This is a genomic window from Prevotella histicola (genome assembly GCF_055385135.1).
On sequence record NZ_AP043793.1, the window covers coordinates 2,073,561 to 2,100,368 of the forward strand.

Sequence of the window (26,808 nt, forward strand, 5' to 3'; positions counted from 1 at the left end):
AAAAGACGCCCTTTTACAAGCCTGTTTGTAAGTGTCTAATATCCTTATAGTTACAGTTGGTGAAAAAGAAGGATTTTCTCAGAATCATTCATCTTGGCATTCTGCGAGATGTAATATTATTTCCTCGTTTATCAACTCTCTTCTTCAACCGTTCCCTTTGTTCCCTCTTACTTGTTTCATACATAGGAATCTTGATGTAATTGTCACTGAGCAATCTTGCCTTATAAGCTGTTAAGCAGGCATGATGATGACTTATTGAATCGGGAAAAGTACTACGGTGTGTAACATTGTCTGGTAAGGATACTGTTAAAGAGAAGTGTTATACAGTCCTCCTCTTTAGCATTTTAGCTTGCGAGTACCGTCAGCTTGTTCTTCAATCGTCACTTTTATGACATTCTCTGGGAGGATTTCCTCGATCAGTTCCGGCCATTCAAGAAGACAAAGGTTACCACTGTAGAAGTAGTCTTCATACCCCATGTCATATACTTCCTCAAGTTTCTTGATGCGATAGAAGTCGAAATGATAGATAGAATTCCCCTTTCCATCCGTATATTCATTGATGAGAGAGAACGTTGGCGAGGTAATGACATCCTTAACTCCTAAGGTTTCACACAATGCTTTGATGAAAGTTGTTTTCCCAGCTCCCATCTTTCCATAGAAAGCAAACACTTTTCCTTCACCCATCCTATTGATAAATTCCTTTGCAGCCTCTTGGATGGTGTCAAGGCTTTTAATAGTTATTTCCATTATAATTAAGCTTTTTGTTTTGCGTTATAAGCGTATGTTATCTCTTCCTTGGGCTGAGTGTTACCAACGGAACAATCATTTCTTCCATTGAGATACCTCCGTGTTGGAAGGTGTCTTTATAGTATGACACGTAGTAATTGTAGTTGTTTGGATAAGCAAAGAAAGAATCCCCAGTTGCAAAGACATAGCTTGTGCTGAGGTTAGGAGCAGGCAATTGTGCCTCTTGTGGCTTCTTGATAGTGAAGACTTCACGTGAGTCATAGTTCAGATTCTTCCCCAACTTATATCTAAGATTCGTATTTGTATTCCTGTCACCAATGATCTTTATGGGCTTTGTTGTCCTTATTGAACCGTGATCAGTCGTGATAACCACTTTGTAGTCAGACTGTGCCAACTCCTTGATTACATCCGCCAGCACACTATGCTGGAACCAACTGAGTGTGATTGAGCGGTATGCACTTTCACTACTTGCCAACTCGCGTATCATCTTCATCTCTGTTCGGGCATGTGAGAGCATATCAATGAAGTTCACTACAAGTACGTTGAGGTTGTTTTGTGCAAGGTTTTTATACTGTTGCATGAACTTGTCTGCACCTGTAGAATCGTTTATTTTGTGATAAGAGAACTTATCATGTCGGCGGTAACGTTCAATCTGTGTTTGTATGAGTGGTTCTTCATTGAGGTTCTTTCCTTCCTCTTCGTCCTCGTCCACCCATAGGTCTGGGAACATTGTAGCAATCTGTTGTGGCATCAATCCACTGAAGATAGCATTGCGTGCATATTGTGTTGCAGTCGGCAGAATGCTCATGTAAAGGTCCTCTTCTATGTCAAACATGTCACCGATCTCCTTTGACAGGACACGCCATTGATCAAGTCGGAAGTTGTCAATAACGATGAGGAACACTTTTTCTCCTTTATCAATGAGTGGGAATATCTTGCGTTTGAAGATATCAGGACTGAGCAATGGACGTGTGTCATCACTGTTGTTCGTTGGCTTTTTATTATTCCCAGTCAGCTTAGAGAAACCATTGCTCAACTTATTGTCCTGTGGTGCAACCCAATGAAGGTAATTCTTTATGATGTATTTTGCGAAACCATTGTTGGCTTCTTCCTTCTGCATCTTGAGCATTTCAGTCATATTACTGTCGGCACTGCTTAGTTCAAGCTCCCAATAAACAAGCTTCCGATATACTTCAGCCCAGTCATTAAAGGTTCGGCAGTCAGCAATCTGCATTGCAATCTGTTGGTACTCCTGTTGATAACCACTCTGTGTGACTTCCGTAACAATCTCCTTTTGGTGAATATTCTTCTTTAATGTAAGAAGGATCTGATTTGGATTGACAGGCTTAATAAGGTAGTCTGCAATCTTTGCACCAATGGCTTGGTTCATGATATTCTCCTCTTCGCTCTTTGTAACCATGACAATAGGCGTAGCAGGTTGTATATCCTTGATACGCTGTAACGTCTCCAATCCGGATAGTCCTGGCATCTGTTCGTCCAGCAGAACGAGGTCGAATGTCTGCGTGCGGCACTGGTCAATGGCATCACTTCCATTGTTTACCGTTATGACTTCATATCCTTTCTTTTCGAGGAAGATGATGTGAGCCTTCAATAACTCTATCTCATCATCCACCCAAAGTAATAATCCATTGCTCATATTTTCGTACTCCTTTCTTAGAATCCATCCAGATCGTAATACTCATCTTCTATATTATTCTGGATGGGTTGATTCTTTTTATTGTTCTTGTTATTTCCTTTTCCTTGTTGTGGTTCGTCATTTCCGAAGTAGATGATTGGTCCATCATCTGTCGGTTTCGGCTTTTTGACAGGTGGTGTCTGCGGCTTCTGTCCATTCATTTGTGGTTTCTGAAGCGGTGTCTGTGGTGTCTGAACAGGCAACTTTGTTGCTTGCCCTGTTGTTGCAGGCTGCTGTTTCGCAGGCCTCTGAGCCCCAGATGGGGTGGGGAGCTTGGTCTTCGGCTGCGCCTCTGGCTTTGTTGTCGTTGCTGGTGCAGACTCTTTCTTTGGCTCCTCCATTGGGATTTCAAAGGTATTCGTGTCCTCCAACGTTGGTTTCTCTTCCTCTTTTGGTAGTTCAATGACATTCTTATCCTTTGACGTATCCTTTGTTTTGGACTGCTTCTGGTTCGGTTCTTCCAACGGAATGGTCATGGAATTATCAGTTGGAGCATCCTGTGTGTCAGGATAAAGATCCGTATCATTCGCATGTTTCTCTTCTATTTCCTTCTGCAGATCACGTTCTCTTGGCTTCGTAACATTAGCCGGTTCGCTTAATAGATAGCGTTTAGTGACGGCCAGAGGAGCAAAGTTCTTGGCATAGAAGGCTTCATAATCTTTATAACTGAAGGCTGTTCCTATCAGTTTTAAGTTCTTGTCACTGATGATAATACCCTTTGCTGTCTTGCCCATCTGCGTTATGATAGCCTCAGAAGAAAGCAATTGACGTGCATATTGATAAGCCTCATCGTAATTGCGGAAGCCTGATATCTGCATCTGATGTAAGCTTCCGAGATCTTGTATCTCAATCTCAAAGTTCCTGACAAGGAAGTTTGTGAAGTTGAAACGTGCCATTTCGAATAGCAGCTTATGCTCATTAACAGAGTCAGGGTTGTATATGAGCAAGAACTTAAAGTCTATATCACGTTCTGGAGAGAGCTTTGCTTGATGGATACTGTCGCTGTCATTCAACACATTTGAGCGATAACTCCATACGTCTCCAAGGTCAAACTTACCTCCATGTAGCTTCTTTCCTGCCTGAACACCATTGACAATCATGCCCGCCATCTCACTGATTCTACTCTGTGGATACTTTTCTACGACCGTTTTCATATCATTGATGCAGCCATTTACATCTCCATTGTTCAGTTTACTCAAGCCTCCAATGAACAAAAACTTATCCCTGTTCGCACCTAATGGGAACCGTTTCTCGGATACTTTGGTATTCCCTTGTACCTCATTGTATCTCTCTTGCTTGAAAGCATCGTATGTTGCAGCATAGAGAGAGTCCTCTATCTGTGTTCCAAACTTTAGGTTCTCCTTGTAATATGGGTCCGTAAGAAGCGTTGTCCATTGGCTCTTAGGATAATCTTTCTTTAACTTACTGACATAAGTTTCAGCTATGTCAGGTTGATTTTTTCGCATATAAAGGAGGTAAAGATGGTAATAAACATCATCCATCTGCTCATAGTCAGGGTAGTTATCACTTACCCTACGAAGTGCTTTTTCTGCTAATCGAAGGTTATCAAGCCTATCTTTAAAGATTACTCCAGAGTGATGTAAACCGTTCTCCAGTATCTTGTTGCTCGCAATCATTTGTTCTGGAGTGAGCGGAATCTGCGCAAGATAGTACTCACGTTTATGTGGATCGTTCTTAAGAGAGTCTCTTGTATGACTGATAGAGTCTTGTTTCGCTTCAGCTTTCGTGATAGAATCGCGTTGCGCATCAGTCAGTTCTGAAAGGTTATTGCCGTTTTTCCCTGGTGTCCCAACAACTGTTTGGTTTATTCGTTGCCAGTTATCAATATTCTCTCTCTTGCCCCATAGCTGTTGGAAGGTTACCTTTCCTTGTTGTACAGCCATTGGATTATAGAAGTACCAGGTGTTACCTTGCTGCCGATTATCACCGTTTGGCTTTATTGTATTGCCAGGATTGTTGTTTCCAAAACTGTTTTCAATCCCTTGTTCCTGACCGTTATTCAGAGCTTGTTGCTGTATTCTCTCTTCCTTTTCTTTCTTTTTCAGTGCCGTAATGACGCGATCTATGGCTGCATTACGTTCTGTTTCAGAGCATTTAGCCAGATGTTGTAATGAGTCTTGTAGCTGTACAGCATCTGTAAAAGGAACCAATTCATCCAGCACTTTTGAACGTTCTGATAATTGTTCGTAGTCTTTTCGATCCTGATCAAGTAGTCCAATAGCTTCTCCATAGCAACGTTTCGCATCTCCAAAACGCTCTTTTGCCCAATAGAGGTCGCCCAAATGTAGCAGCAACACGCCTTTCTCAATCCCGTTACGTGTAGCTTTCTTGTTTCCTTGTTCGTAAGCATTGATTGCTGCAAGGGTATCTCGGTCTGCCAAATATATATTACCCATGGCGTAATATACCTGGTCTAAGTATTCTTTGTTATTGTCTGAAGCTGCCATATGCTTCAGTTTACCAATCATTTTCTTTGATTGTCCCTTTGCAGTAACCTCCGTTTGTGCGATACGTGCATTGAATTCCAGTTCATAAGGTGGGTTTGTACGAATCACACGTTGGAAAGCTTTGTAAGCTTCTTGGTTCTTTCCGAGTGCAGCAAGTACTTGTCCGAGAAGATAAAGCTCACGTGCTTTCTGTTTACGGCGCATCTCATGCTTAATAACCTTTTGTAAATAAGGTACGGCTTTGGCCAATTCTCCAGTGTGTAGGTAGTAGTCTGCATAGGTATAATCCCATTCTTTTACAGCACGCCAGTCCATAGAGTCACGTTGCATGTTGCGGATTACGTCCTCAGCATCATATAACCAATCCTGCTCTACATAGCATTTTGCCAGCCAGGCACGTGCTTTTCCGTAGATAGCTGGTTGTCCTTTATAGATACGACTCATGTATGCGAAGGTGGCAGCAGCCTCCTCGAAAGCCCCTTGATGGAACTGTGAACGTCCCATAAGCATCCATGCTTTCCACAAAAAAGGGTTGTATTCTTTGCGTGAAAGCCATTCTATGTCACTTGCAGTCTTACGTCTACTCTTGTTCCATTCGGGTCTTTTCTTGATACTATGCCTGGCAATAGCCTTCTCAGCCTTCTCTATTGCACGGTCAAAGTTGGTCTTTCCCAGTTCTCTACTGCTCTTGTTACCTACAGTATAGAGTGGAATCATCTCTGTGAAGTTGTCTTTGTTACCGTTTTCTTTTTCCAAAGAGCCATCTATATAGGCTTGTGCTCCATTGAAATAAGTATTGTAACGAGCATTAAAAGCATGCCACCATCTTGATTGCGACGTGTTCTTATTCGTAGAACAACTAACAATCGTCAGGAAAATGATTGCAAGTAGTGCGGATATGATATGTCTGGTGGATGTTTTCTTCACTCTTTTATTGTCTTTATTTATGTTTGGTTGCCTGATTTAATCTCTCTTTTATTTACCCTCAATCACGGCTATCAGTTCGTCTTTGACTTGGTTTGGAACATTGATACCACGGAGAATAAGACTTCGATTCCAGCCTTTTGCTTCTTGAGGTTGCATGGTGTAGAGTACATTAGCAAACTCTTCGGCTTCCTCATCAGTATAGTTCTCGGAAGAACGACCACAAAAGCGGTCGAGTTCTTCGTCATCATAGTATTCAATCTCCTTTGTTGCAGCCTCCATCATACAGACCTGTTCGCACTTGTCATCCATGCCATCGCATGATGAACAGTCGCCTGATGTAGGCATAACAACATCTGGTTCACCCTCTTTGTGCTTGGAAAGAAGGGTCGTTATAGCTGCTATAACAGCCAAAACAACGAGTGATGCGATACCTATGATGAATATATTCATTCTTTTTCTGTCTTCGTTTTTTTTATGTGAGGACGAGGATTGTTTACCTAATCTCTTCGATTTGGAACCCTGCTTTGCGTAAATCTTCCCAGTAATGTGGGTATGATTTGGATACAACCTCTGGATTATTAATACGTATTTTACCCAATTTTATTGCCAAAGGAGCAAAAGACATTGCCATACGGTGGTCCTCATAGGTGTCAATAGTAGGTTGTTCTGCTGGTTCACAACGCTCTCCGTCCCACGAAAGTTCTGAATCATTCGTCTCATGCAGCACGAACCCAAGCTTTGCCATCTCTGTTTTCATTGCCACTATACGGTCAGTCTCTTTTATTTTCAGGCTACCTAAACCCGTGAAATGGAAGGGAATGCCGAGTACAGGACATGCTGCAATCAGTGCTTGTGCCAAGTCTGGCTGATTGATAAAGTCATAATCCAATCGGTTGAGCATGCAGTTGTGCCGTGTCAACGTAACATCTGTCAATGCCCCTTCCTCCTTATTAGCAAAGTTTGTCTTGACACCTAAGAGTGAAAAGATGTACTTGACGGAAGAATCACCTTGTCTTGAGCCATTCATTAAACCCGGTAATGTAACGCTAGCGCCTATCTCTTCCTGTAAAGCTAATATCTCATACCAATAGCTGGAAGCACTCCAGTCGTTCTCAATCGTATAGTGTCGTGACTTGTATGTTTGTGGTTTTACGCTGATTGTATCGAAGTCACTCCATTCAGCAACGATGCCAAACTGGTGCATCAGGTGTAATGTGAGGTCGATATATGGGCGTGACACAATCTCTCCGGTGAGCTTTAGTTCTAATCCTGCCGTGAAAGTGGGGGCTATCATAAGCAAGGCTGAGATGTATTGTGAACTCACGTCGCCTGGAATCTCTATTGAACCACCTTCTAATTTATGTCCATTTATATGGAGTGGAGGGTATCCTTCTTCACCTTTATACTCTATATCGGCACCCAGATAGCGTAGGGCATCAACAAGAACACCTATCGGACGGTGTTTCATTCGTTCTGTTCCCGTAATCGTATGTTCTCCTTCTGTTGCGCTAAGGTAGGCTGTCATGAAGCGCATTGCTGTACCTGCAGCCTTTACATCTATGACTTCTGGCTTCTCTTTGAAAGCTTTTACTATCACTTGTGTGTCATCACAATCGGACAGATTGTCGGGCTTTATGCTACTGCCTGATAGTGCCTGAATTATCAGTGCACGGTTGCTGATGCTTTTAGAGGCAGGAAGCATTATGTGGGCATTGATATTTTTAGGGGGAATTATGACGTATTGCATGTGTGTTCCGTTACAAAATTCTAACATGACAAAATTACAAAATAAACTTGGCATGGGAGAAAAAGAAGTCCAAAAGTTTGCTAATCTCAGTAAAAGTGAGTAATTTTGCGTTCCGAATAAAGTGCGGGATGTAGTTCAGTAGGTTTAGAATGCTGGTCTGGGGGACCAGTGGTCGCCAGTTCGAGTCTGGTCATCCCGACGAAGAAATAAGAAGCTAAATAGAGAGTTTTGCTCTTTGTTTAGCTTCTTTCTTTTGTGTTTAGTTTCAGGTCGTACACACTTGTATTATCTAATAGCGTGTTCTTTTTATTTTCTTAGTAGCTGTTTTGGAAGCCTTCATGCCAATTTTTTTATAGGAAGTGATGTCCTCATTGATTGGAGAAATAGATTATTTCAGATATAGAGGAGCGTGTCAGGAACGATTCCTTGGGTATGAATGCAACATTCGTGTTTAAGATTGATAGATGTTGGAACTATCTTTACAAATAAAATTGAAGATAGATGGCTGTTTTGAAGAGTTTGGATAAAAACGGGCTTTGTAACCATCAGATAATCAATAGGTTGCAAAGTGGCTTGTAAAAGGTGCCCTTTTGCGTTGTAAAAGACGCCCTTTTGAAGTGCAAAAGACGCCCTTTTACATGGTAAAAGATGCCCTTTTACAATGCAAAAGAGCCCCTTTCGTTTTACGAATGTGATTTTCTTTTACATAAAGTCTACGTCAAGTTAAAAGTAAGGGGAGTCAGAACAAGTTCTAACTCCCCGTGTAAACTTAAATATCGAGATATAAACTCCTTGTTATAAATTGATGTTTACGCCTGTAACAATCCATGCTCCAGGTTGTGGAACATTACCATAATCAACATAATGCTTGTTGAGAAGGTTGTTCGCTTCTACGTATGCAGACCATTTCTGTGCTGTCCAACTGAGTCGACTGTCTACGATACCATAGCTGGCATACTCATGTCGCTGATTGGAAGCATCAGGATAGCTACCCATTCGGTGTAAGAATCGGTAATAGATACCCAAGTCCAAGTGTTTATAGAGGTTTAACTGAAGGTTTGCAACAAGCTTGTTCTTCAGATATTCCAAAGCATATTGGCTCACGATACCTGCCTGTTCACCCTTATTCTGATGGATATAGTTGTATGCAAGACTGAACTTTTTCAAAGTGCGCATCGAAGGGAACATTTGCTGAAAGTCGAAATCAAGAGCCGTTTCAACACCGAAGTCGTTGATGTTTCCAAAGTTTACACTTTTCCAAAGGACAGCACCGTTTGCGTCTAACGTCCCGTCATTGATCCAGTCAATGAGGTTTTTATGATGATTCCAGTAGACACTTGCTTTGGCAGAGATGCCATTCAGCGCATATTTGATACCTGTTTCCACTGCAGAAAGCTCTTCAGGGCGGAGATGTTTATCTGCTTTATGTCCGCCAACAGAATAGAAAAGCTCTGTAACAGATGGCATGCGGAGGGACGAATTATAGGAGGCATATAACTTCCAGGCTGTTCCTATGCGGTAACTGGCATCAATCCCAGGGTAAATATGCATGGGCATGTCTGCCTGACTGTTCTTAACTGCAACAAGACCAGCAGAGAGTGTGAAGCGATCAAGGATGATATTATGTTCGAGAATGAACTGTATATTGGTACGATTCAGTCCGTTTGTATAGTCACGATCAGTCCCATGAATGTGGTGTGGACGCTCTAAAGGCTCACCAAGATTCCCACTTACGAGATCTTCATTGCGTAGTTCAGCACCGAAAGCAGTACGTCCTAATGACCAATCAAAGTAGGCATTAAGGTTTACACCATATACATCCGTGCGGTGATAGTTGTAAGGATACTTGTTAGGGGCACCACGGAAGAGTTCAAAACGGTCCATACTACGGTTCCAATAAATAGAAGGACGGAGGTGGAGGCGCCCATGTAGGTTCTCAGCCTGTATGGCAGTGAACGTTTTAAACGTATGTTCGAACTGATCATCGTACTTAGATGCATAGAAAGTGTTGGCTCCGAAATCCTTCACACTTAGTCCTGCATGCCATTTAACAAGTACTTCGTCATCTTTATAGTTACCTTGATAGAAGGCTTTTGTTGTATGATAATCTGCGCTAAGGGCTCCAGCCTTGTTGCGCAGATAGCCATCGCTGCGTGTGTAGGATGCTGAAAGCTGATTGTTCCAATGGTTGTTTGATGCTATATTGGCGCGTAATCCACCACTGAAATAACCATAAGAACCTGCTTCAGCATGGGCAGAAAGACTTGTTTTTTCGGGAGTTCGAGTAACAATGTTTATGGCTCCTAATAATGAAGATGTACCATAAACGCGGGCAGCGGGGCCTTCAAGGACTTCTATTCGTTCAATTTCGCTAATGTCAACGGGGAAATCGAAGGAGTTATGTCCTGTTTGTGCATCACAGATATTGATGCCATTGAGGAGGATTGTGATTTGTTCTGAGTTGCCTCCACGTATACTTACGTCGGTCAAAACGCCCAGAGGACCTTTCTGTCGGACGTCAACTCCGACGGCATATTTGAGCAAATCATTTACACTTTGTACTGGAGCGGCTTGAATATCTTCACGACTCAGTACAGTTACCATTCTCGCTTGCTGACTGACAGTCAGTGGTGCGCGCGTTCCAGTGACGCTCACTTCATCCATCATCACGCTTTGACGGGTTGCTGTAGAATCGCTTTCAACCTTGTTAGTCTCAATGCTTATGCCTTTGGCAGTGGCATGCTGCAAGGTAGCAACACTCAGTACACCAATCAAAACCTCTTTTCCAAGAACAGAAAATAGGGAATAGCCGTGGTTGGAGAAGTGCTTAAACTTCAGAACACTGCGCTTTTGAAATGTTGGTTTGTACATATATTAAATTAATAAAAAGGCGTAAGAGAAGAGTGTTCTCTTATTGCCAAACGGCTGCAAAAGTAATGTTTTTTTTTGTAACAGTGGGTGTTGACGCTTGGTTAATGTGTTTTTTTCAGTTTGATAGGGATAAAAATGCGCTGGAAACCTTGGTATATTTAATCTTTTTACTACTTTTGTAGGCAATTAGTTTTTGAACCCGACTGAAATTTAATTGCACGATGAAAGCATTACGTGACCGTATCCTGAAGGATGGAAAATGTTATCCTGGCGGTATTTTGAAGGTAGATAAGTTTATCAACCATCAAATGGATCCTAATCTGATGAAGCAGATTTGTGTAGAGTTTATACGCCGTTACGCTTCAACAGAGATTAATAAGATTATCACAATAGAGGCAAGTGGAATCGCACCAGCCATCATGATGGGCTTTCTTTTGGACTTACCCGTTGTCTTTGCTAAGAAAAAGAAGCCTTCAACAATGACAAATATGCTTTCAACGACGGTCTTTTCGTTTACAAAGCAGCGTGAATATCATGTCGTTATATCGAAGGAATACTTGGGAAAGGGCGATAAAGTGTTGTTTGTAGACGACTTCTTGGCTTACGGAAATGCTGCGAAAGGTGTCATAGACTTATGCAAACAGGCAGGAGCGGAGCTGGTTGGAATGGGCTTTATCATAGAGAAAGCTTTTCAACATGGGCGAGATGCAATAGAAAAAGCAGGTGTACGCTGCGAAAGTCTGGCTATTATTGAGTCGCTTGATAATTGTGAAATAAAGATGAAAGAAGATTAATGTGGTGGGCTTTTGCGCCTGCCACTTTTTGATTATAGAGGTTTTTACGTGGTGTAATATGATGGTTTAAGTCTCAACTTATTAGTTGTTATATTGTACAGCACGGTAAATTCTTTCCTGTTGACATAATCATTGGTATAGTATAGTGGGGTGATTTATCTCTCTCTTATATAATGATTGCATCGCATGATATAGTGATTCCGCTTTTCGCTTCTATAATGATTGCATCGTATAATCTGTTGAATTAGCTTTCACTATAATGATAGTAGCATAGTATAATCTGATGATGTTGTTTTCATTTATATGATTATCGCATAGTATAATCTGGTGATTTAGTTTTCACCTTATATAATTATAAAAATAAAAAGATGGAAAAGTCAAAAGAACTTATCTATGGTCTAAATGACAGACCACCCCTCCGTGAGACACTCTTTGCCGCATTACAGCATCTGTTGGCAATCTTTGTGGCAATTATTACACCTCCTCTTATCATCAGTTCGGCGTTGAAATTTGATTTAGAGACAACAGGATTCCTTGTTTCTATGTCACTTTTTGTATCGGGATTAGCTACATTTATTCAATGTAAAAAGATTGGTCCAGTAGGTGCAGGATTGCTTTGTATACAAGGAACATCCTTCTCTTTCATCAGTCCTATCATAGGTGCTGGTATGTTAGGGATGGTCAATGGGAAGATGAATGTAGAGATGGGACTGAGCTATATCTTTGGTGGTTGTATGTTAGCTGCCGTTGTTGAGATGGTAGTAAGCCGTCTTTTGCCTTATACACGTAAGGTAATTACCCCGTTAGTGTCGGGTATTGTTGTCTCATTGATTGGTATGTGTCTTATAAAAGCAGGTATTAACTCATGCGGAGGAGGACAGTCTGCGATTGATGCAGGTACCTTTGGCTCTCTTCAGAACCTTGGTTTGGCATTGTTAGTATTGGTAAGTATCATCTTTTTCAACCGTTCTAACAATCGTTTCTTTCGTATGGCGTCTATCGTTTTGGGGCTTTTGATAGGTTGCATTGTGGCATATGCGCTTGGAATGATAGACTTTTCTCGTCTTAACGGTGCTGGTAGCTTGAATATTCCCGTACCTTTTAAGTATGGGGTACGCTTTGATGCTGGAACAATCATTGGTCTTGGACTCATCTATCTTGTAACAGCTGTTGAGGCTTTCGGCGATATTACAGCCAATTCTCTTATCTCCGGACAACCGGTTGAGGGTCCTGTATTCCTGAAACGTGCGCAAGGTGGTATTTTGGCAGATGGCTTTAACTCTTTCCTTGCAGCTGTTTTCAATAGTTTTCCAAACTCAATCTTCGCACAAAACAACGGTATGATACAGCTAACAGGTGTTGCCAGCCGTTATGTTGGATACTTTATTGCAGCAGCATTGGTCATCTTAGGACTCTTTCCTGTGGTTGGTCAGCTGTTCTCTTTGATACCTGATGCAGTCCTGGGTGGTGCTACTTTGCTGATGTTTGGTACAGTTGCAGCAGCAGGTATTCGTATTATAGCCTCTACAGAGATAACTCGTAAGGCTGTATTGGTCATGGCTATTAGCTTTGCGATGGGACTTAGCGTTGAACTTGTACCAGGAATCTTAGACAAAATGCCTGATATTATAAAGAATATATTCTCCAGTGGAATAACAACAGGTGGCTTAACAGCCATTCTTGCTAATGCTTTTATTCGTATAAAAGAGTAGAAGTTATTTATTTTTAGTATTGTTTCGGTGCATTTTCCTTTTAAATGTCTACCTTTGTAGACTGAGAAGGAGAATGCACCGATTGTTTTCTTCTATGAATTATATAAACTAAGAAACGATATGTCAAAGCAGAACGGGCGGCGTAAATTTACGAAAACACTTACATTTAAGGTACTTTGTGGCTTGGTAGTCCTATTCCTTTTGGGGTTATGTTACAACATCATCGTAGCAGAAGATGATGTTCCAATGAGTGAAGAGGAGCAGGAAGAAGAGCAACAGAGGAAGGCTGACATGGACACAATAGATATTGTGGGCGATTATCTATGGCCTCGTATGAAACCTTCTCGGCAAGATATGATGACTGATGAGGAGAAAGCAAAGGAGAAAGAGGATGCTAAAGATAAACAAGATAAGACAGATCATGAGGCAAAATCCTCTGCTGCATCAGGTGGAGAGGCACCTATGGCAGCCCCAGCTCCCCCCGTTACTCCAGCTCCAGCCCCCGATCCGACAGCAAAGCCATCAGCTCCGACGATAGAGAAGATGAATGCACCGAGGGTGGAAAAGATAGAATAGTTTGTCATGTGATACCTATTGTATCTGTAGTGTATAAATAAATAGAAAGTGAGGTGAAGTATGAGACGTTTTATTTTATTGTTTTTCATTGCGGCTCTTATAGCTGGTTGTGCAACAACTTACTATGATTCAGCAGGTAATCCTGTACCGAAAGAGAAGATGGAACAGCTACGAATGGAAGCTGTAAGGGCGCATCTTGGGGAACATCGTTACCGTATTTTCATGGATAGAATGTATCCTATGCGTGGTCCATCTGTCTATCTGACTGATGATTGGGGCATAGAAGTTAGTGGCGATTCTGTCGGTCTTTTTCTTCCTTACTTTGGTAGAGTTTATCAGATTCCGTATGGAAGAGGTGGCGGTTTGAGTCTTGTTGAGCCTCTTACAAGTTATAAAGAAGAGCCTATGAAGGAAGGACGTCGCATCTTTATGACCACTCGTAATGATTATGAGAGTTATCAGATGGTGCTTGAAGTGTTTGATAATGCTACAGCTTCGCTTGTTGTAAATCCAAGTGGAAAGGAGTCAATACGGTTTACAGGTGTGATGGAACTGAATGATAAGTTCACTCCAAAGAGTGGTAAAACAGCACAACGACGCCAGACTTCATTCATGAAGTTATGAGCAATAAAATGCTTTTAAATCTCAAGTGTTGAGGGTTTTATTTGTAAGTAAGATTGATTACACCTGTAATGTTTTATAAAGTAAGGGCTTTCTTTTAGTCTTTTAGTTCTTCTTACTTGCAATAATACATTATATGTTCATAGTGTCATACCTGTAAATTATAGCCATACAGGGTGACTTGATATAGGTCAACTATATAGCAAAAAGATAGCTTGCAATAGGCAGATTATTGATTTTTGTATAGTTGACTTTCTTTTTTTAGTATTCTGATGTTTGTTTCTTAACGTTCTGAAAGTTTTGATATACGTTAAATAACAACTAAAAAAGCGCAAGAAATAATTAGAAAATATCAGTCATAATATTTGGAGGTATCACTTCTTAGCGTTACATTTGCACGCAGAATAGATATATATTAAAAACCTAAGGACAAAGAAGAATTTACTTTTGATACTATTTTTATGTTTTAAAATAGTATGACGAAGAGAGCTTGTCATAAGTCCACCGAAGGCTTTTTGGTGGCAGATGGTTGTTTAATAGAGTCGATTCTTATGAGATAAGATTAATATTCAATGATTTTATAAGTTTGTAAATAAGGGTTAGATCTGTTGAAATTGCGTCGTGAGATGCGGTATCAGACTTTATAGTTACGCTTGTTTTATCAAGTGAGATTGTAAAATCCTCTATAAAAACCAGTCCCCAGTAAGCTGAGCGAAGCCTACTGGGGACATTTTATTGTATGGAGTTGCAAAGAGTATTTACTTGTCTCTTTTCATCTACTATGGATGTTTTATACTTTTAATAACGTAGTTTAGGACTTTATGAAACACCCTTACAATATTTAGCCTCTTATGAATGGTGCTATAAGAGATAATTCATTTTTTCTTGCTTCGCAACTAACAGAGATTCAATAGGTTACGAATTCGAAAACAAAAGGTGCCCTTTTGCGTTCTAAAAGGGCACCTTTTACTCTTCAAAAGGGCACCTTTTGACATGCAAAAGGGCATCTTTTACAACCCAAAAGGGCGTAGTTTATTTTCTAATTATGAATTAATGTTACATTTATAGTTCTGTGTTGACAGTTCTTAGAACTGTGTATAGATAAACGGTTGGATACTCTGTTGGCTAAGGTTTATCACTAATTGTGTTACCAGGATAAAGATAATAAGTTTTAAAACCCATGGTAACACAATAAATTTCTGCTGTAACCAATCATAATCAGTCTTTCGGATACTATGAAGTTCTAAGCTAATGAGAACCAAAAGTAGCCATACTGGGTAAGCCATGAGGAAGGTGTAGGCATCACTAAGGTGTGTCTCATGAATGATATGACTGATTAATTCTATTGCAGAGTCTATGTTATTAGCACGGAAAAATATCCAGGCGAAGGACACATAACAGAAAGTGATAAGCCAACTGACGACTTTTACGTATGTATTGTTTGGGATTTTATTAAGTCCATTGTTCAAGCAGAATTTGTGAATTACCAGTCCCATGCCGTGAAGAACACCCCATAGAATGAATATCCATGATGCTCCATGCCATAATCCAGCCACAATCATTGCAAGAAAGCTGTTCAGGTAGGTACGTAAAGCCCCCTTCCTGTTTCCTCCCAGTGGGATATACAGATAGTCACGAAACCATGTAGAGAGTGCTATGTGCCATCGATGCCAGAACTCTGTGAGGTTCAAACTCTGATAAGGGAAGTTGAAATTATCTTTTAATTCGTATCCCATGAGGGCTGCAACACCAATAGCTAAGTCGCTATATCCTGAGAAGTCACAATAAATCTGTACTGAGAATCCCAGTACACCCATCAGATCTCCAAAGCCACTTTGTACGGATGGGGCATCAAAAACAATGTTGTTATACTGTGCAATGTAGTCGGCAATGAGTGCTTTTTTTATCAGTCCACAGATAATGAGCCATAGTCCTTTATATACTAAGTCGTCTTTTACGGGGCGTTTTACTTGTATCTGCGGTACAAGTACTTCTGCTCTGGTGATAGGACCAGCAATGAAGAGTGGAAAGAAAGTGAGATAAAAAGCATAATCGATCAGCTCTGTAGTCTTAGGAAACCGTCCTTTGTAAACGTCTACAGTGTAGCTGATGGCTTGGAAAGTAAAGAATGAGATACCAACGGGTAGGATAATCTTCTCTGGAGCAAAGTTACTGCGTAGTATTTCATGAATGACTTCGAGCGTGAAGTTCATGTATTTATAGTAGAGTAGGGGGATAAGCTCTGTAAAAATAACAATCGCCAGTCCTATTTTACGAATCTTTCCTCTCTTCAACCTCATCATGAAACGTGTGAGATACCATGAGGTGAGTGTTGTAAAAGGCAGTAACCACATTAAGGCTCCATTGGCTTTAAAAGCAAAAAAGAGACTGAAGAGGATGACATACAGCTTCATCCATGTTCGCTGATAGCGGTTCAGACACAAGAAAATGGCAAAGAATACCAAGAAGGTAGCCATGAATGGCAAGGTACACAACGACCAGTTCTTGTCTTGTGTGGACAAGAAGCTGAGTAAAGTGGATGATAGTTGTGTCATATCTGCCATATTTTCCTGTTAATAACCTTCGAAAGAAGGTTGTAAGAGCTTTGTCTTAGTTGCCTTGTGGTGTGCTTTTGGCTTGTTTAATTGTAGGGGATTAGCACATTGATGGCTGGCAATGAACTGTGCTGCAGTGTCCATCCAGTAGGCAGCAGCAGCCCATGTCGGGTGATAATGGTCGCTACCTCGTTTGAGTTTGAGGTGTCTGCTGTCAAAGAAATGCTCCTTTCCAATATTCTCTTTGATAACATCATTGATGCCAGTATCACCGTTCCAGTCTGAAGGACTAATCCAAACGAAAGGCGTATTACCAAGTTTCTTCACAATCTCACGTACATATTGTGCTCTGTTTTCTAGGTCGTTGACGAAGAGTTCATTGCTTCCGAGACAGATGATTACGTAAGTTGGTTTGTATTTGTGCATGTAATACTCCAGAGTATGGGTCGTTCCCCAGCGTTCAGTGGATGAACTGTACCATATAACGGTGTAGAGTGTATGTCCATTTTCAGCAGAATAATCTCCCAAACGGCGTGATAATCCCTCTACCATGGAGTCTCCAATGAAGAGAATAGTTTGGTTTCGATGGATTTTTCGTCCACTCTTTGGGTGTTTTTTTACTTGTGGAGCATGATGGAAGATACTGGAAAAGGTGATCTTCTTTAGTGTATAGCTGCCCAGCGTTACCTCTTTCGGGATAACAGCATAAACGACAATGGCTGCTAAAACAGCAGCCATCAGTGTTAAGGTCTTTATCTGGGCATGCATAGGTAGGCCTTATTTCAAGTCAACTTCCACTGGACAGTGGTCGCTTCCCATTATTTCTGTATGTATTTTAGCATCTACAAGCCTATCCTTTAGCCTGTCTGAGATGAGAAAATAGTCTATACGCCAACCTGTATTCCTCTCTCTTGCACGGAAACGATAGGACCACCAAGAGTAAGTTACTTGTTCTGGATAGAGTGAACGGAAGGTATCAATGAATCCATTGTTCAACAACTGGGTCATTTTCTCACGCTCTTCATCAGTGAATCCTGCATTACGTCGGTTTGTTTTAGGGTTCTTGATGTCTATTTCTTCATGTGCAACGTTCATATCTCCACATACTATGACAGGCTTTTTAGCATCAAGTTTGTGTAGATAAGCTTGGAAGTCGTCCTCCCATTTCATACGATATTCTAACCTACGAAGCCCGTCTTGAGAGTTTGGTGTGTATACTGTGACGAGAAAGAAGTCGTCCATCTCTAAAGTAATCACACGTCCCTCATGGTCGTGTTCCTCGATGTCAATACCATATGATACGTTCAATGGTTTATGTTTTGTGAATATGGCAGTACCTGAATATCCCTTCTTTTCGGCATAATTCCAGTATGATTCATATCCTGGGAAGCTGATGTCGAGTTGTCCATCCTGCATTTTGGTCTCTTGAATGCAGAAGAAATCGGCATCTAAGTCCTTGAATTGCTGTTCAAAGTCTTTCCCAACACAGGCACGTAAGCCATTTACATTCCAAGAAATCAGTTTCATATCTCTTTCTTTCTATTGTTTCTAATATTATTATTAATTCTTCTGATGTGAGTCAAACTCAAACGTTACGGGTAAGTTGTAATCAGTGGATAGGGGAGTGAATGAACCTCGTCCGTTGCTCTTCTTCAGATTTGTTATTGTGAAATTAAAGAACATCTCTTGTGTCGACATTACGTAATAACAAGAGAAAGGACGTGAACCTCCTGTACCAACAACTTCTACTTGTTGTCCATCAAGATTGATAGTGAAGCTGAGTTTAGCTAATGTACTGAAAACAATGCTCCGCTCCTGTGGCCTAAAACTCATCATAGTGATTTCCAGCTTACCGTTTGTAGCGTTCAAGAGGGCTTGGTATAATTTTGAGGAATGATCCTTTACACCGCCAGCAAGTTCGCTACCTGTGATATTCTTAACACTGATCATCTCCTTCTTTGCGGTCCATGTTGTACTTTTCGAGCCTAAGATATTTTCACTGTTGCGCATATTTGCTGTGCCAACATAGGAACCATTTATGTTTTGGTAAAGCTGGTCAATATTTATACTGGGTGTATTTTCCTCCTTAGAACAAGCGGAAAAGATGTTGATAGTGGCTATTACTGCGAATGTAAAAGTGGTTGTCTTTAGTAATTTATTCATAATGATTCCTTTTAAATATTAAGTCGTTATTATATCCGTTTAGTCTCTCCACGTAGTAAGTTCATAAATTCATTACGGGTTTTACTTGATTCAAATACGCCGCTATAAGCACTTGTTGTAGTGATAGAGTTCTGCTTTTCCACACCACGCATTTGCATACACATGTGCTTTGCTTCGATGACAACCATCACACCTTGTGGTTTTAATGTATCGTTAATACATTGCATAATCTGTTCTGTGAGGCGCTCCTGCACCTGAAGTCGGTGAGAGAAAATATCTACGACGCGTGCTATCTTGCTTAAACCGGTGATGTGTCCATTAGGAATATAGGCTACATGGGCCTTTCCATAGAATGGGAGCATGTGATGTTCACACATAGAAAAGAAGTCAATGTCCTTAACAATGACCATTTGATTGTACTTTTCTTCGAAGAGAGCGTCGGTCAAAACCTTCTTTGGATCTTGTGTGTAGCCTCGTGTTAGCACTTGCATAGCCTTTGCAACACGTATTGGAGTCTTCTCTAATCCTTCTCTTGTTGGATCTTCTCCTAATAGTTTCAGTACTTCTTTGTAGTGTACTGCTAACTCATCAAGTCCTTCGCGGAACTCAGCTTGTGGTGTCATATTATCTTTTTTATCAATTAACAAATTGGGATGTTTTGATTGTTACCATGGTTCGGATGATATTTGCATGTGGAAAACCATTCTTACGAAGGGTTCTCATGACTTTCTTTGCTGCATTATAGTTCGTAAAATTACCTATAAGACACATCCATCGTGGAGAATAGAAGTGGACATAGATGGGTTGTTCAGGGAACAGTTCCTTAGCTTTTTGCCCAGCAGCATCAGCCTGTTGATGTGCAATACGGGTATTACCACCGCTATAAGCCTGTACTCGAAACCCTCTAACCTTCTTGTTTCCCTTCTTAACACGTTTGGTCACAAGATACGTTCCATCTATTTCTTCATCCGTTGGGATGTGCGGTCTTTTGACTAAACGTTTGACAAGTTTTGTCCCTGCAGGGCGAACTGGTTGTGCGGGAATATTCTCTGGACGTGAGATCTCAGGTCTGTGGTCGTTGAGTTTGGGTACTGTCAGCTTCTTTGTATCTTGTTTCTTGGATGTATTAGCAGCTGACGTCTTCTGTGATTCATGCTGACTCTCTACTCTCTGGCGTTCCTTATTTGCTTTCTTTGCAGCCTTTTTACCATTAACTAAAGCATCAATTTCGGCACTTTGTGTTACCGTAACTGATCCTTGAGCATTGACAGCCACAATGGCAGTCAGCATAAATACGATGATAGTAAGGAGTCTTTTCATTTCTTTTATAATTGAAATGAATTCTACTGATAGTTCAATGACCGTTGATGCTACCAGTAGAATTCTTTAATTTACTTTGGATTACTTCTTCCAAGCGTCGATGATACCCTTGAAATCAGCAGCTTTCAGAGAAGCACCACCAATTAATCCACCATCGATGTCAGGCTTTGCAAACAACTCAGGAGCATTACTTGCCTTGCAACTACCACCATAAAGGATAGAAGTGTCCTCTGCAACTTCATTGCCATACTTCTCTGCTACGATAGAACGGATGTATGCCAGCATCTCTTGTGCCTGGTCTGAAGTAGCGGTTTTGCCTGTACCGATAGCCCAAATTGGTTCATAAGCAAGGATGATGCTCTTCCATTCCTCTGCAGAGAGGTTGAATACAGAACCTTCCAACTCAGCCTTTACTACTTCATTCTGCTTTCCAGCCTCACGCTCTTCGAGTGTTTCGCCACAGCAGAAGATCACCTTCAGACCGTTTGCTAATGCCAACTTAACTTTCTCTTTCAGTATTTCAGCAGTCTCACCATAGTATTGACGACGCTCTGAGTGGCCAAGAATGACATACTGAGCACCTGTACTCTTTACCATAGCGGCTGAAACTTCACCTGTATAAGCACCTTTTTCCTTGTCAGCACAGTTCTCAGCACCAAGTCCAACAACGTTAGAATCGAGTACTTGTGCTACACTTGCGAGGTGAATGAATGGAGTACAGATAACAACATCACAGTTTGGCTTTTCTGCTTTCAGTGACTCGTTGATCTCTTTTGCCAAAGCAACACCTTCCTGGAGGGTTTCATTCATCTTCCAGTTTCCTGCTACAATTTTCTTTCTCATTTGTCTTTTACGTTTTAAAAGTTGATATAATCTGTTTGATTGTTCCTTTTGTTTAAGCCATTCTTCCTTTTGTTTGAGCCATTGCTCACGCTTCTGTACCCATCGGGTCCATGACCAAATGCGGTCAGCAGCAATAAGAAAGGCGAGGGGGAAGATGTAACAGATGATGATTAGGACAATCTTTGTCCACGTTTTATTTTCTGGTTCCCGTCCCGTTTCTATTAATGATAGCGGAGCATTAAGCTCAGCTTGCTTTGGAAGATCATTATGACTCCATTTATTGATGATGGTTCCTTTGTAGAGTAATACTAATCCTGGGTTACTACGGATGATGGTTTTTAGTGTTGTGCCATCCGTTGTATAGAAAGGATACTCTGCTCCGGTGACATCTCTCCAATGCTTTATAGCTTTATCCGTACTTGCTGTGAGCCCGTAGAAACCATAACCATTCTCCTTGGCATACTCATAAATAGCATCAATCTCTCCGAAATTACTATCGTCAGCACGTTCTAAGATAGGGGAAATGAGCAAGAATGTGTATCCATCCTTGTTCAGAATACTGTCTGTAAGGTTATCTCCAGTCTTTTCATCAGTAATGGAGAAGTCGTGGATTGGTGGCTCATAGCCTTGTTCAAGTACTTCCTGATGTGTGTCCTTGAATACCCATGTGGAATCATTATATGGATAATCCTTCTCTGTAAATTCCTTCGTCACACCATTCTTTTCACAGATGAAAGTGGTCTTATAGGTTGTTTGCTTAGCTCCCTTTGGGATTTCCATTCCCTTTTTAATGTTCTGTCCGATGTGATAAGGGCGGAAATCAAAGATAGGAAGATGATAAAGACTTAGTACAGAAGCCAGACAGATAAATACAATTGTGAAATAGAAGGCTATCCACTGGTTTGTTTTGGAGATGAAACGCGACTGGTATCTGGGCCACCTGACCAATATTAGTGCTGCTATCAGCAGTATAAGGTTCTTGATAAAAGTCTGTGTATTCGTTAAATGAATGGCATCACCGAAGCATCCACAGTCTTGGATAGGTTCACTGATCGTAAGCCACAGTGTTACGGCGGTCATACATGTCATGAATATCAGTGATACCTTGCTGGCAAAGCGACGGCGAATAGCCAATAAAAGCATTACACCTAAGGTGAATTCAATAGCTGAAAGTACAATAGATAATATTAGTTGAGTCCAATCTGGAACGTAAGCAGACAACTGCACCGCCTCTAAGTACTCAGCTATTTTATATTGTGAGCCCAATGGGTCGATAGCTTTGACGAATCCAGAGAAGATAAATGTCAATGCAAGTAGCGCACGACTGAGGTTTACTAATATTGTTTTTACTTTATTCATGCAGTTTGATAGCTCCGAAAACGGCGTAGTTCATTATGTCCATGTAATTTGAATCAATCCCTTCACTTACCAGTGTGGCACCTCCAAGGTTCTCTATTTCCTTGATGCGTTCAATCTTTGTGAGGATAAGGTCCGTGTAACTGCTTGTGCGCATGTCCCGCCAAGCCTCTCCATAGTCATGGTTCTTCTTCATCATCAGTTCGTATGCTTGCTTTGCATAGCGATCGTAAAGTGCTAAAGCCTCGTCAGCAGTCATGTCAACACTATCAACAAACCCTTTTTCTAATTGTATGAGTCCAACGATACTGTAGTTTATCAATGCAATAAACTCAGGGCGGATACCCTCTCCAACCAGTGATTCCCCAGTGATTTCCAAGGAACGGATGCGTTTAGCTTTGATAAATAGCTGGTCAGTAAGCGATGATGGGCGTAGGATTCGCCATGAGGGACCGTAGTCATGGAGCTTCTTTGCAAAGAGTGTTCGGCACTCTGCCAAAGTATCTTGGAATTCTTGCTGTGTCTTTGTTAATTGACTTGCCATTGTGATGAATTGATTTGACTGCAAAAATACTTATTTTCATTGTAATAAACGAAGGAATTAGCAACTAATTCAGGCGAAGGATATGGGAGCATAAAGCCTTTCCAAGGCGAGAATGAACTCTGCTGGGACTCCCCAAAGAAAGAAGATTGCTTGACTGAAGTAAGTTGGGAGAGTAATATTGATGTTGTTTTTGCTTGACTTTCCCACTTTTCATAAGGACTTGGATAGATTAGAAAGGTGGTTAGTTAGTGCAGAGGAAAAGCTAAAAATCCCCTAATTTAGTTTTAATTATAGTTGCTGTCAGTTTTAACATTTGTACTAATAGGTTGTCTTTTAGTCTGTTATGGTATGGAAAGGTGTGACAGAAATGACTGCAAAATTATTTTGTTTCTTAGAAGAACTGATATTCACAAAGAAACGGGAACATCTTTGTAGACATTCCCGTTCTTTGGATTTATGTGTGAAGGATGCATTACCTTATGGTGCAACTACAACCTTTACCCAACTATTCGTGTCATCGTAATTAGCTCTGTCATCATTAGCACTTTCTTTGAATGGCTTTACTTGTTCCAGTTTTGCCTTTTGTGCAGCAGTCATTGTGACAGTAATGTTTGCTAAGAAGCCATTTGGACTTTGGCTACCAGCATAAAATTTCGCCAAGTTTGGCATGTGACGTATGTCAAATGATGAAAGCTTGTTGTGCGCAATACTTAATTCTACTAACTTTGTATTGTTTGATAAGTCAAGCGTTGTCAGAGGAAGGAAGGTTGTTCGCAAATATGTTAAGTTTGGATTATGCGTTACATCCACTGTTGTCATCTCCCTTACATTATACAAGTCAAGCTTGGTGAGGTTTGGATTGTTTGATACATCCAATGAACTTACATGGGTATTTGATAGTTGAAGTTCCTGTAAGTTAGCACCAGCAGCAGACAATCCCTTAATTTCTTTCACTGCTGCACTTGCAAGGTTGACATTCTTTAGGTTTGTCATCTTGCTGAAGTCATAGCTCTCAATTTGTGAACCTGATGCCCAAAATCTTTGCAGCTTTGAGTTATCTGACAAACCTATGAAGCTCTGAAGACTACCGTTAGAGAGACCATTAAAGTCGCTCAAGTTCGGTGAATTGGTGGTATTGATAGTCTGTATATTAGGACTATAATATGTCTGTAATGTTGATAATGAAGGCATATTGCTTGCATCAACCGACTGAAGGCTGTTGTTATTATACAATGCGAATAAGTTGAGCTTAGTGTTACCACCAGTTACAACTTCTGTCAGTCCATCCAGGTGGTGCGCTTGTAACTGTGTTATCTTATCCAATCCTGTCACATTAATCTTTGTAACCAATGGACTACCACTAATTACTATTTGACCAGTGAGCTGTGGATACTTGTTGAGATTGAGCTCTCCTGCAAGGTTCTTGTTACCTTGAAGGTTCAGTCCGTTAATATTACGATAGTATTGTAGCTCATCAATTGACGTGAAGTTGTCTTTGTTATTGACTTCCAGTATTCCCTTGTAAGAAAGGATCTTCTCCAAATTGTCTGCTGCATAGATGTCCAGGTGCCCATCTGCGGTTCTGACTAAGCCTGATACTTTCACAGCAACAGCCTCGATTAAACCCTGATTCTTGAGAATGAAATCCTTAGCTTTAGTTGGATCAAGCGCCATTTCGCCAAGGTTGTACACCTTAGCGCGTTGGATATTTACCTCCTGCTTAACCTTTTTCAATATGGCTTTGCCATCCTGCATGATAAAGATGAGTGTCAGTCCCTGTGCCAACTTTTGCTCTGGAAGTGCTATATAATATGCCTTTCCTTCCTCAAAAGTGCCCGATGCAGGCGTGAGGCTTACTACAGGAGATGCTGCGCTGAACTCGTTTTTAGCAGTACTAATCTTCCCATCATTAGCAAAAGTAATGGTAGACTTTAAGTTGCCTGCAAGGTTCTCCTGGCCAACAGAAAGTAACTTCACCTGTTTTACGTTTGAAGTTCCACGAAGACTAAAGCGGAGTAAGCCGCCTATGTTGTAAGCAACGAATGGTTTTCCACGCTGTGGGATTATGCCTACAGAAACATTTGCCTTTGGATCAAAAGTGCCAGCAATGGCATTCTGAGCCTTTGGAAAGTTGTATTGATATATAGCTTGGGTGTTATTATTTGCTGATATCTTTGCATCCTGCTGATAAGGATACATCATAAAGTATGCTACATTATTGACATTTGGCGCTTGTCCCCAGAAATGTACGTCACTTCCAGCGGTAGGAGTGGTGAAAGGATAGTTCTTGGCAGTAGGTGATTTAAAGCCAATACCAATCTTATCGTTTGCTTGCCAAGTGACAGTTGTCCCATCGGAGCCTAATACGGTACGGGTTTTAGCTTGGTTTGATGGGGTAATATCCTCTGCATTTGAGGGACTTTCCAATCCTGCAGATACGAAAGTCATGTCTACCAGTTGATCATCTGTGGTGTTAGTACCCTCGAAGTCGTCATTTGAACAAGACACAACACTTAGTGCAAGCCCTATGCATAAAGCATAAGTCTTCAGTCGATTTGTATACTTCATATTGTTATTCTTCGTCTTTTTTGTTATTAATTTAATCTCTTGTGCGCTTAGAATGGAGAATCATCATCAGTTCCATCTTCAACGTGTGGGCTCAGATCGGTTCCCCCACTGAAACCTTCGTGACTTGTACCATGCGCACTATCCATTAATAAGTTACCCTCTATCTCCATGAATACTATTGTAGTTGAGGGTTTTCTATAAATTCTTTTCATCTTCTTTGTCTTTAAGTCTTATTTCGTTTTTATAAATCTTTCTACCTTCAATCGTTGTCGATTTTATTGTCTTACCACAGAAAACTTATCCCTTTAATAGTCTTAAAGTCTAAAAAAGTTATAAGGAATTAAGGGTCAGTACAGTCTATTATGAACTTTGTTTTTATTGCTATTGTTATATAGCACGTTTTAATAGTGTTGTATAAAAGCTATTTAGTGCTCTTTTATTTCGGGTGCAAAGTTACGACTATTTTTATAAACAATTGTAAAATTTACAAAGAAAAGATACTTTCTAAAGGATAATTAACTAAAATAAAGAGAGATGTTAAAGACTCTCGTTGTGTTTCCTCATAGTGTCGCTAATGGTAATTCTCTGCAATGTTCCGTACTCTGTACGGTATATTCGTGTGTCTTAAAGGATCCTGCTATGGCTTAAATTCGTACTTTTGAAATACCCTTACAATATTCTTGTGGCTGTCGATTGATAATTCTTTGAATATGCTTTTAGATGTGTTTTGTAATGTACAGACAATCAGTAGATTATAAATGTGCTTCTAAAAGGGCGTCTTTTACATTGCAAAAGAGCACCTTTTACATTGCAAAAGAGCATCTTTTACCACGCAAAAGGGCATCTTTTACATTGCAAAAGAGCGTCTTTTTATTTGTAGATGGGAAAAGAATTTACATTAGAGGGTAGTGTTAGTGATGAACTTAAGAACATTGTGTAAGTGGAATACTCCAGACATAGATACTTTGACAATTTCATCGTCAACTTATTAAGGGCAATTGCTGCCTATTGTTTGTTCCCAAAGAAGCCTTGTGTTAATGTACAAAGGACCATTGACACACAGCTTACATTGTTCTGAATTCATCGAACTCACGTTATTGTAGTATACGTGCATTTTTCTGAAAAGGGAAACTTGACATTCTCTCACCAGATAAAATGTAGATTGATTCGTTCGGTGTTTTCATTTCTTTCGTTGAAGAATCTCTTAATGTTGTAGTTTTTATTCTCCACAAATTAACCCCAAATCGTTCATGATACCGCAATATGTTCAGTTTCTAAAGACCAATTTGGGTTTATAAAA

20 protein-coding genes, 1 tRNA gene and 1 pseudogene are annotated in these 26,808 nt (G+C 40.6%); 6 read left to right on the top strand and 16 right to left on the bottom strand.

What is annotated here, in order from left to right; all coding sequences use genetic code 11:
- Window positions 1-336 precede the first annotated feature (336 nt).
- Genes tsaE through ACZ48L_RS08425 form a run of 5 tightly spaced genes read right to left on the bottom strand, consistent with a single transcriptional unit; the run spans window position 337 to window position 7,585 of the window.
- Window positions 337-747, bottom strand: coding sequence for a tRNA (adenosine(37)-N6)-threonylcarbamoyltransferase complex ATPase subunit type 1 TsaE (tsaE, locus tag ACZ48L_RS08405; RefSeq protein ID WP_008822083.1), 411 nt, complete (start codon window positions 745-747; stop codon window positions 337-339).
- A gap of 37 nt (window positions 748-784) precedes the next feature.
- Complete coding sequence (gene porX / locus ACZ48L_RS08410) at window positions 785-2,404, bottom strand: T9SS response regulator signal transducer PorX (RefSeq protein WP_025792049.1); 1,620 nt, start codon at window positions 2,402-2,404, stop codon at window positions 785-787.
- A gap of 17 nt (window positions 2,405-2,421) precedes the next feature.
- Window positions 2,422-5,838 (bottom strand): type IX secretion system periplasmic lipoprotein PorW/SprE, encoded by a 3,417-nt coding sequence (gene porW, locus ACZ48L_RS08415; RefSeq protein WP_025792050.1) that lies wholly within the window; start codon window positions 5,836-5,838, stop codon window positions 2,422-2,424.
- 48 nt (window positions 5,839-5,886) lie between these two features.
- On the bottom strand, window positions 5,887-6,288 hold the full coding sequence (locus tag ACZ48L_RS08420) for a FeoB-associated Cys-rich membrane protein (protein ID WP_008822086.1): 402 nt from the start codon (window positions 6,286-6,288) through the stop codon (window positions 5,887-5,889).
- Window positions 6,289-6,331: 43 nt separating this feature from the next.
- Entirely contained in the window at window positions 6,332-7,585 is a 1,254-nt protein-coding gene (locus ACZ48L_RS08425) for a 3-phosphoshikimate 1-carboxyvinyltransferase (RefSeq protein ID WP_025792052.1), read from the bottom strand.
- Between the two features lie 124 nt (window positions 7,586-7,709).
- Between ACZ48L_RS08425 and ACZ48L_RS08430 the strand changes: the two genes are divergently transcribed.
- A tRNA-Pro gene (locus ACZ48L_RS08430) sits at window positions 7,710-7,784 on the top strand.
- Between the two features lie 596 nt (window positions 7,785-8,380).
- Here the strand turns inward: ACZ48L_RS08430 and ACZ48L_RS08435 are convergent.
- Entirely contained in the window at window positions 8,381-10,456 is a 2,076-nt protein-coding gene (locus ACZ48L_RS08435; RefSeq protein WP_025792054.1) for a TonB-dependent receptor, read from the bottom strand.
- A 221-nt stretch (window positions 10,457-10,677) separates the two neighbouring features.
- On the opposite strand from ACZ48L_RS08435, the gene xpt reads away from it, so the two are divergent.
- From xpt to ACZ48L_RS08455, 4 genes are all read left to right on the top strand, one after another.
- Window positions 10,678-11,250 carry a xanthine phosphoribosyltransferase gene (xpt, locus tag ACZ48L_RS08440; protein WP_008822089.1) on the top strand — a complete coding sequence of 191 codons (573 nt, stop codon included), beginning with the start codon at window positions 10,678-10,680 and terminating at the stop codon, window positions 11,248-11,250.
- A gap of 368 nt (window positions 11,251-11,618) precedes the next feature.
- Window positions 11,619-12,962, top strand: a complete 1,344-nt coding sequence (locus ACZ48L_RS08445; protein WP_008822090.1) for a nucleobase:cation symporter-2 family protein — start codon at window positions 11,619-11,621, stop codon at window positions 12,960-12,962.
- A 120-nt stretch (window positions 12,963-13,082) separates the two neighbouring features.
- The gene (locus ACZ48L_RS08450) at window positions 13,083-13,538 is read left to right on the top strand and encodes a hypothetical protein (RefSeq protein WP_025792055.1); all 456 of its coding nucleotides are present in this window, start codon (window positions 13,083-13,085) and stop codon (window positions 13,536-13,538) included.
- A 60-nt stretch (window positions 13,539-13,598) separates the two neighbouring features.
- Window positions 13,599-14,162: a DUF4251 domain-containing protein gene (locus ACZ48L_RS08455; RefSeq protein WP_025792057.1), complete on the top strand. Its 564-nt coding sequence runs from the start codon at window positions 13,599-13,601 to the stop codon at window positions 14,160-14,162.
- Window positions 14,163-15,244: 1,082 nt separating this feature from the next.
- Here the strand turns inward: ACZ48L_RS08455 and ACZ48L_RS08460 are convergent.
- The 10 genes from ACZ48L_RS08460 to ACZ48L_RS08505 form a co-directional block, all read right to left on the bottom strand.
- Window positions 15,245-16,723 (bottom strand): MBOAT family O-acyltransferase, encoded by a 1,479-nt coding sequence (locus ACZ48L_RS08460; RefSeq protein ID WP_025792058.1) that lies wholly within the window; start codon window positions 16,721-16,723, stop codon window positions 15,245-15,247.
- Between the two features lie 9 nt (window positions 16,724-16,732).
- Entirely contained in the window at window positions 16,733-17,482 is a 750-nt protein-coding gene (locus ACZ48L_RS08465) for an SGNH/GDSL hydrolase family protein (protein WP_025792060.1), read from the bottom strand.
- A 9-nt stretch (window positions 17,483-17,491) separates the two neighbouring features.
- Window positions 17,492-18,241 carry an exodeoxyribonuclease III gene (locus ACZ48L_RS08470; RefSeq protein WP_025792061.1) on the bottom strand — a complete coding sequence of 250 codons (750 nt, stop codon included), beginning with the start codon at window positions 18,239-18,241 and terminating at the stop codon, window positions 17,492-17,494.
- Between the two features lie 33 nt (window positions 18,242-18,274).
- Window positions 18,275-18,877, bottom strand: a complete 603-nt coding sequence (locus ACZ48L_RS08475) for a DUF4840 domain-containing protein (protein ID WP_025792063.1) — start codon at window positions 18,875-18,877, stop codon at window positions 18,275-18,277.
- Window positions 18,878-18,906: 29 nt separating this feature from the next.
- Window positions 18,907-19,500, bottom strand: coding sequence for a GTP cyclohydrolase I FolE (gene folE / locus ACZ48L_RS08480; RefSeq protein ID WP_219447292.1), 594 nt, complete (start codon window positions 19,498-19,500; stop codon window positions 18,907-18,909).
- A gap of 13 nt (window positions 19,501-19,513) precedes the next feature.
- Window positions 19,514-20,197, bottom strand: coding sequence for an SPOR domain-containing protein (locus ACZ48L_RS08485; protein WP_008822098.1), 684 nt, complete (start codon window positions 20,195-20,197; stop codon window positions 19,514-19,516).
- Between the two features lie 81 nt (window positions 20,198-20,278).
- Window positions 20,279-22,399: a BT_3928 family protein gene (locus tag ACZ48L_RS08490; RefSeq protein ID WP_219496929.1), complete on the bottom strand. Its 2,121-nt coding sequence runs from the start codon at window positions 22,397-22,399 to the stop codon at window positions 20,279-20,281.
- Window positions 22,392-22,940 carry a DUF1599 domain-containing protein gene (locus ACZ48L_RS08495; protein WP_025792065.1) on the bottom strand — a complete coding sequence of 183 codons (549 nt, stop codon included), beginning with the start codon at window positions 22,938-22,940 and terminating at the stop codon, window positions 22,392-22,394. The genes ACZ48L_RS08490 and ACZ48L_RS08495 overlap by 8 nt, the downstream gene beginning before the upstream one ends.
- A 477-nt stretch (window positions 22,941-23,417) precedes the next feature.
- A complete protein-coding gene (locus tag ACZ48L_RS08500; protein WP_219449475.1) occupies window positions 23,418-25,508 on the bottom strand; it encodes a hypothetical protein in 2,091 nt (696 codons plus the stop codon).
- 47 nt (window positions 25,509-25,555) lie between these two features.
- The gene (locus ACZ48L_RS08505; protein WP_008822102.1) at window positions 25,556-25,720 is read right to left on the bottom strand and encodes a hypothetical protein; all 165 of its coding nucleotides are present in this window, start codon (window positions 25,718-25,720) and stop codon (window positions 25,556-25,558) included.
- A gap of 695 nt (window positions 25,721-26,415) precedes the next feature.
- On the opposite strand from ACZ48L_RS08505, the pseudogene ACZ48L_RS08510 reads away from it, so the two are divergent.
- Window positions 26,416-26,586 (top strand): annotated as a pseudogene (locus ACZ48L_RS08510) (IS982 family transposase); the annotation flags it as partial.
- Window positions 26,587-26,808 lie beyond the last annotated feature (222 nt).